At 75.3% G+C, this 5014-nt stretch carries 5 protein-coding genes and 1 pseudogene; all 6 read right to left on the bottom strand.

The annotated features are described in order from the left end of the window. Positions 1–285 (bottom strand): annotated as a pseudogene (locus ACTUAL_RS18025) (zinc ribbon domain-containing protein); the annotation flags it as partial. Between the two features lie 482 nt (positions 286–767). Further along, positions 768–1343 (bottom strand): phage tail protein, encoded by a 576-nt coding sequence (locus tag ACTUAL_RS18020; protein WP_440901083.1) that lies wholly within the window; start codon positions 1341–1343, stop codon positions 768–770. Beyond that, positions 1340–3292, bottom strand: coding sequence for a putative baseplate assembly protein (locus ACTUAL_RS18015; protein ID WP_440901082.1), 1953 nt, complete (start codon positions 3290–3292; stop codon positions 1340–1342). Before ACTUAL_RS18015 ends, ACTUAL_RS18020 begins: the two co-directional genes overlap by 4 nt. Next, entirely contained in the window at positions 3292–3699 is a 408-nt protein-coding gene (locus tag ACTUAL_RS18010) for a GPW/gp25 family protein (RefSeq protein WP_096493531.1), read from the bottom strand. Before ACTUAL_RS18010 ends, ACTUAL_RS18015 begins: the two co-directional genes overlap by 1 nt. After that, positions 3696–4007 carry a PAAR domain-containing protein gene (locus ACTUAL_RS18005; protein WP_096493529.1) on the bottom strand — a complete coding sequence of 104 codons (312 nt, stop codon included), beginning with the start codon at positions 4005–4007 and terminating at the stop codon, positions 3696–3698. Before ACTUAL_RS18005 ends, ACTUAL_RS18010 begins: the two co-directional genes overlap by 4 nt. Before the next feature lie 61 nt (positions 4008–4068). Beyond that, positions 4069–5014: VgrG-related protein (locus ACTUAL_RS18000; RefSeq protein WP_440901081.1), on the bottom strand; the 946-nt coding region annotated here is incomplete at its 5' end.

Genomic DNA, 5014 nt, shown 5'->3' with positions numbered 1-5014 from the left:
GGCCTCGGGCAGTCCGGGCAGGACGGGGCCGAGGTCGCCGGGGGCGCGCTCGGCCGCGGGCGCGGGGGCGGCGGGGCGGAACGCGGTGGGCGCGGGGGCGGGGGTGTCGCCGGTGGTGGCGAAGCTGGTGGACCGGCCGCCCCACCAGGGCCACCGGATGGCCTTGAGGAACCGGGCCCAGGCGGAGCCGGTGGGCTCGGGGCGGGGTGGTGGGGCCGCGGTGGGGGTGGGGGCCGCGGCGGGCTCGGGGGGTGGGGACTTCGGCTGCTCGTCGGTCGGCAGCACGGCCCAGGGCGGGTCGGCGCTGGGCGGGTTGGCGCTGGGCGGCTCGGCGGGTGGTGTGAAGGCTCGGGGCGGGTTGGCGCGCGGGGGTTCGGCGCGCGGTGGTTCCGCGCGCGAGGGCTCGGCGGACCGCGGGAAAGCGCGGGGCGGGTCCGCTCTCGGCGGCTCGGGCGCTACTCGGGGCGGTTCCGCTCGGGGCGGCTCAGCCCGAGGGGGTTCCGCGCGAGGCGGGGCCGCACGAGGGGGTTCCGCGCGAGAGGGTTCCGCGCGAGGCGGTTCGGCTCGTGGCGGTTCCGCCCGAGGCGGTTCTGCCCGAGGGGGTTCCGCCCGAGGCGGCTCAGCCCGAGGCGGGGCCGAGGACGCCGCCGCGGCGCCCCCTCCCCCGCCCTGCTTCCCGCTCCCCCACCCCAGGTAGGTCCCGCAGTTGCCGCAGAAGTCGTCCAGCGGCCCGACCTGCGCCCCGCACTGCGGGCACGTCACCGCGCTCACCCCGCCTCACCGCCCCGCTCCCCGTCCGACCCCGGCTCCCCGTCCAGCACCTCGACCACGCACCTCAGGTGCCCCGGGCACAGCGACTCGACCAGCTCCTCCACCCGCTCCCGGTCCACCGCCGCCACCCCCGGCCGCACCCGCACCACCACCGGCCCGTCGGGCCCCGCCGGGATCGTGGCGTCCGGCTCCGGCGACCAGCTCGCGCCCGGCCCGTCCAGCACCTCCACGCGCACCCCCAGCGACAGCTCGACCCGCTCCACCAGCCCGGCCACCGTGCCGCGCTTGGCGTGCAGCTCCACCGCCCGGCTCACCGCCGCGCGCCGCAGCTCCAGCGGCCACCGGGGGTCGACCTCGGCCGCGACCCACTCCGACAGCCACGCCAGGAAGTCCTCCGGCGCGAGGTCCGGGTCGAGGTACGCGGTGATGTTGTCCACAGTGGACAGCACCGCCGACAGCACCGCGTCCAGCCCACCGGTGAACCGCTGCGCGAACCCGTCCTCCGCGTACAGGGCGGGCAGCAGGGCGCCGATGGGGTGGCTGCTGGGCAGCTCCGGCAGCGCGGCCCTCACCGCTGCTCCACCGCGACCTGGTGCTGGTGCGAGAACACCAGCGCGTTCGGCGCGACCTCCAGCCGCTCCACCGGCCCGCCGCGCGCCCCGGTGATCGGGTTCGCCGGGAACATCCGGATCTCCTCCACCAGCGACACCCCCGCAACCCGTTGCAGCACCGCGAAGACCTCGCCGAACTGCACGGGCCTGCCGAACTCCCACCCCTCGCCGTCGCGCCCGCCGCGCAGCGGATTCAGGTACCGGTACAGGGCGGCCAGCGCCTCGCGCCGCACCCGCTCGGCCTCGGACTCGGCGGCCACCAGCCGCGCCACGACCGTGACCCCCTGGTAGCGCGGCGGTTCCACCACCAGGCGGCTGCCGATGAGCCTGCGCTCCTCCAGGTGCCGGGCCACCGTCGTCAGCAGCTCCTGCCCTGGGATGAGCTGCTCGAACCGCAGCCGGTCGTCCTCGTCGGCGACCGCGTCGGGCACCAGCAGCACCCGCGCCCCGTGCTCGGCGGGCAGGCAGCGCACCCGCGCCAGCGACGGCGCGGCCTGCTTGGCGAGCAGCTCGTGGTCCTCGGCGGTGACCGCCCGCCACTGGGCGCGCAGCTGGTTGGGCACCCGCTGCTTGGCCTCGGGCACGGTCTCGGCCTCCACGCCGCCGCGCGCCGCCTCCCGGTTCACCACCTCCGCCACGTACGGGACGGAGCTGCGCAGCACGGAGATCGCGCCGCGCGCCACGTTGCCGCCGCGCCCGCCCCCGGTGCGGTAGCGGGGAACGCGGATCACCGCGCCCTTGGCCGGGACGGCCCCGTAGCGGCGCAGCCCGCCGTCGGCCTCGCGCACGGCGGGCGGGAACCGGATCTCGCCGGTGCCCGCGTCGAGCACGACGTGGCGGTCGTCCGGCTCGGAGGAGCCGAAGTCGTCCACGGTGGACCAGTCGACCCAGCCCTCGCCCTCGGAGACCTGCACGACCACGGGCGGCCCGTCCAGCAGCACCGGCGCGGAGGGCAGCGAGAACAGCTGGCCCGGCACCCCGGCCGACTCGCCGACGACGACGTCGGTGCTGGTCTCGGCGTGCTCGGCGACGACGGTGCCGCCGATGGTGTAGGCCTCCACCTCGCGCACGGTCGGCGACTCGGAGTAGAACGGCTGCCCCGTGACGGGTTCCACGACGCGGCAGCGCAACCACCCGGCGGTGCTGCCCGCGATGTTCGACTCGACGTGCCCGGCGGGCACGTGCAGCACGACCTCGCCGGGCCGGTTCAGCCCGCCGGTGCCGTCCTCGTCGACCTCGCACGGCGCCCACCCGGCGCCGTCCCAGGCCTCCCACACCAGCGGCGGCTGCCTCGGGTCGACGCCGATGCCCTCCACGCGGCTGTCCAGGCGCAGCACGACCGCGCAGCGGGGCACCGCCGCCGACAGGCCGATCAGCACGGCGTCGCCCGCGCGCGGCGAGGGCTGGAACACCTGGACGTTCTTGCGGGTGTCCGGGTCGACGTCGGCGTTGCCGCGCAGGTCCCTGGTGCGGTCGGCGTGCTCGCCGCCGTCGGTGCGGGTGACCAGCCGCTCCAGCTCGCACGGCACGATCGGCAGGTCGTCGGTGGTGGCGAACACGACGCCGCCCGAGCTCTCGCCGCCGACCGTGGTGACCTCGGTCCCCGCGGGCAGCAGCACGGTCTCCGGCTGGGCGGCGGACAGCCAGAACGTGACGCCCGCGCGGGCGGCGGTGGGCGGGAACAGGGTGACGCCGAGCAGGTCCAGGAACGCCAGGTGGTTCTTCTCCGGCACCCGGTTCAGCCGGTACACCAGCTGGTCGACCATGTGCGCGAAGGTCTCGATCAGCGTGACGCCGGGGTCGGAGACGTTGTGGTCCGTCCACTCCGGACAGCTCTGCTGGACGTACCGCTTGGCCTCGTCCACGAGCTGCTGGAACCGGCGGTCGTCGAGGTTCGGGGCGGGCAGCATCAGACGACCTCGCTCTCCTCGGAGGGGATGGTGTAGAAGGGGAAGACCAGGTTGCGCGGGTCGTTGGTGCTGCGGATCAGGTAGCGCACGTCGATGTAGAGCGTGCCGGTGTCGACCGCGTCGAACGCGACGACCACGTCGGTGACCTCGATGCGCGGCTCCCAGCGCTCCAGGGCGGTGCGCACCTCGCGGGAGATGTCCCCGGCGGTGGCGCCGTCGGCGGAGGCGAACACCAGGTCGTGGATGCCGCAGCCGAACTCGGGGCGCATGGGCCGCTCGCCGGGCGCGGTGCCGAGGATGAGCCGCACGGCCTCCTGGATCTCCTGCTCGCGCTCGACCATGCCGATGCCGCCGCGCGCGTCGACGCCGAGCGGGAACCCCCAGCCCCGGCCGATGAACCCGCTCACAGCGGCCCCCCGACGAAGACGGTGCGCAGCGGCGGGATCGGGATGATCTGCGCCCCGCACGAGGTCTGGTCGCCGACGACGGCGGCGGGCAGCCCGCCGACGAACACCCTGCTTGCCAGGGACTTCCCCGGCAGCACCAGGTTCGCCACGCTCGCGATGGCGTGCGGCGGGATGATGCAGACGTGCTGGGCGCTGACCACGGCGGCGGGCAGGCCCTGGACGAGCACGGTCATGGCCTTCGCCGACTTCGGCGGTCCGATCGTGCCGCCGTGCGTGGTCTTGTCGTTGATCCTGGCCGCCATGGGCATGGCTGGTCCTCCTCGCGCTGTTCCGGTGCCGCCGGCTCGGTGCTGCTGACTCGGTCGCGGCTCAGTTGAGCCGGATGGTGCGGCCCTTGACGACGACGTCGCCGGTGAGGCCGGTGTCGATGTCGACGCCGGTCCTGGCGGACACGTCGACCTTGCCGCCTGCCTTGAGCGTGATCCCGCCGCGACCGGCGTCGATCTCGACACCGGTGCGGGAGAGCGTGATGCGGCACCCGCCCCGGCCGCCCTGGACCAGCCGCAGCTCGTTCTTCTTGCGGTCCAGCACCACTTCGAGCTCGTCGTCGCCGGACCCGAGCCGCACGCCCTGCGCGGCGGTGCCGTCGAGCAGTTCCAGCCGGTCGCCCTTGCGGTTGACCAGGGAGCGGCGGTTGACCTTGCCGCTGCGGCCGTCCACGAGCTTCTGGTCGTGTTTGGACGGCTTGTCGATCCCGTTGTAGAGCCCGCCGAGCACGTAGGGCCGGTCGAGGCTGCCCTGCTCGAACCCGACCAGGACCTCGTCCTTGACGTCGGGGCTGAACACGCCGCCGCCCGCGACGCCGCCGAGCTGCACGGTGCGCACCCAGTCGGAGACGTACTTGTCGTCCAGCCACGGGAACCTCAGCCGCACCCAGCCGCGCTCGCCGTTGCCGGTCTCCTTGATGTCGGTGACCTCGGCGATGGCCAGGCCCGGCATCCTCGGGCCCCTGGACGGGATGGAGTCGTGGGCGACCAGGCCCGCGAACGAGCGGTCGGCGGAGGCGCTGACGAGCACGGTGGTGCGGTAGCCCCGGTTCGGCTCGATGACGTGCGTGACGGCGGTGGCGGTGTAGCGCCCGCTGAACGCGGCGCCGACGTTGCCCAGCGCGATCGGGACGCCCGCGCGCAGCTGCGGGTTGCCCTCCACCACGGCCTCCAGCTCGCCGTAGCCGGCGCTCAGCGACTCCTCCAGGGCCTTGGCGGCGGCGTCGGCCTCGGCCTGCGTGGCGTACGGGGTGCCCGCCGCCCCCAGC

The sequence above is a fragment of the Actinosynnema sp. genome, assembly GCF_052038725.1.
This window is presented reverse-complemented; position numbering and strand designations above follow the sequence as displayed.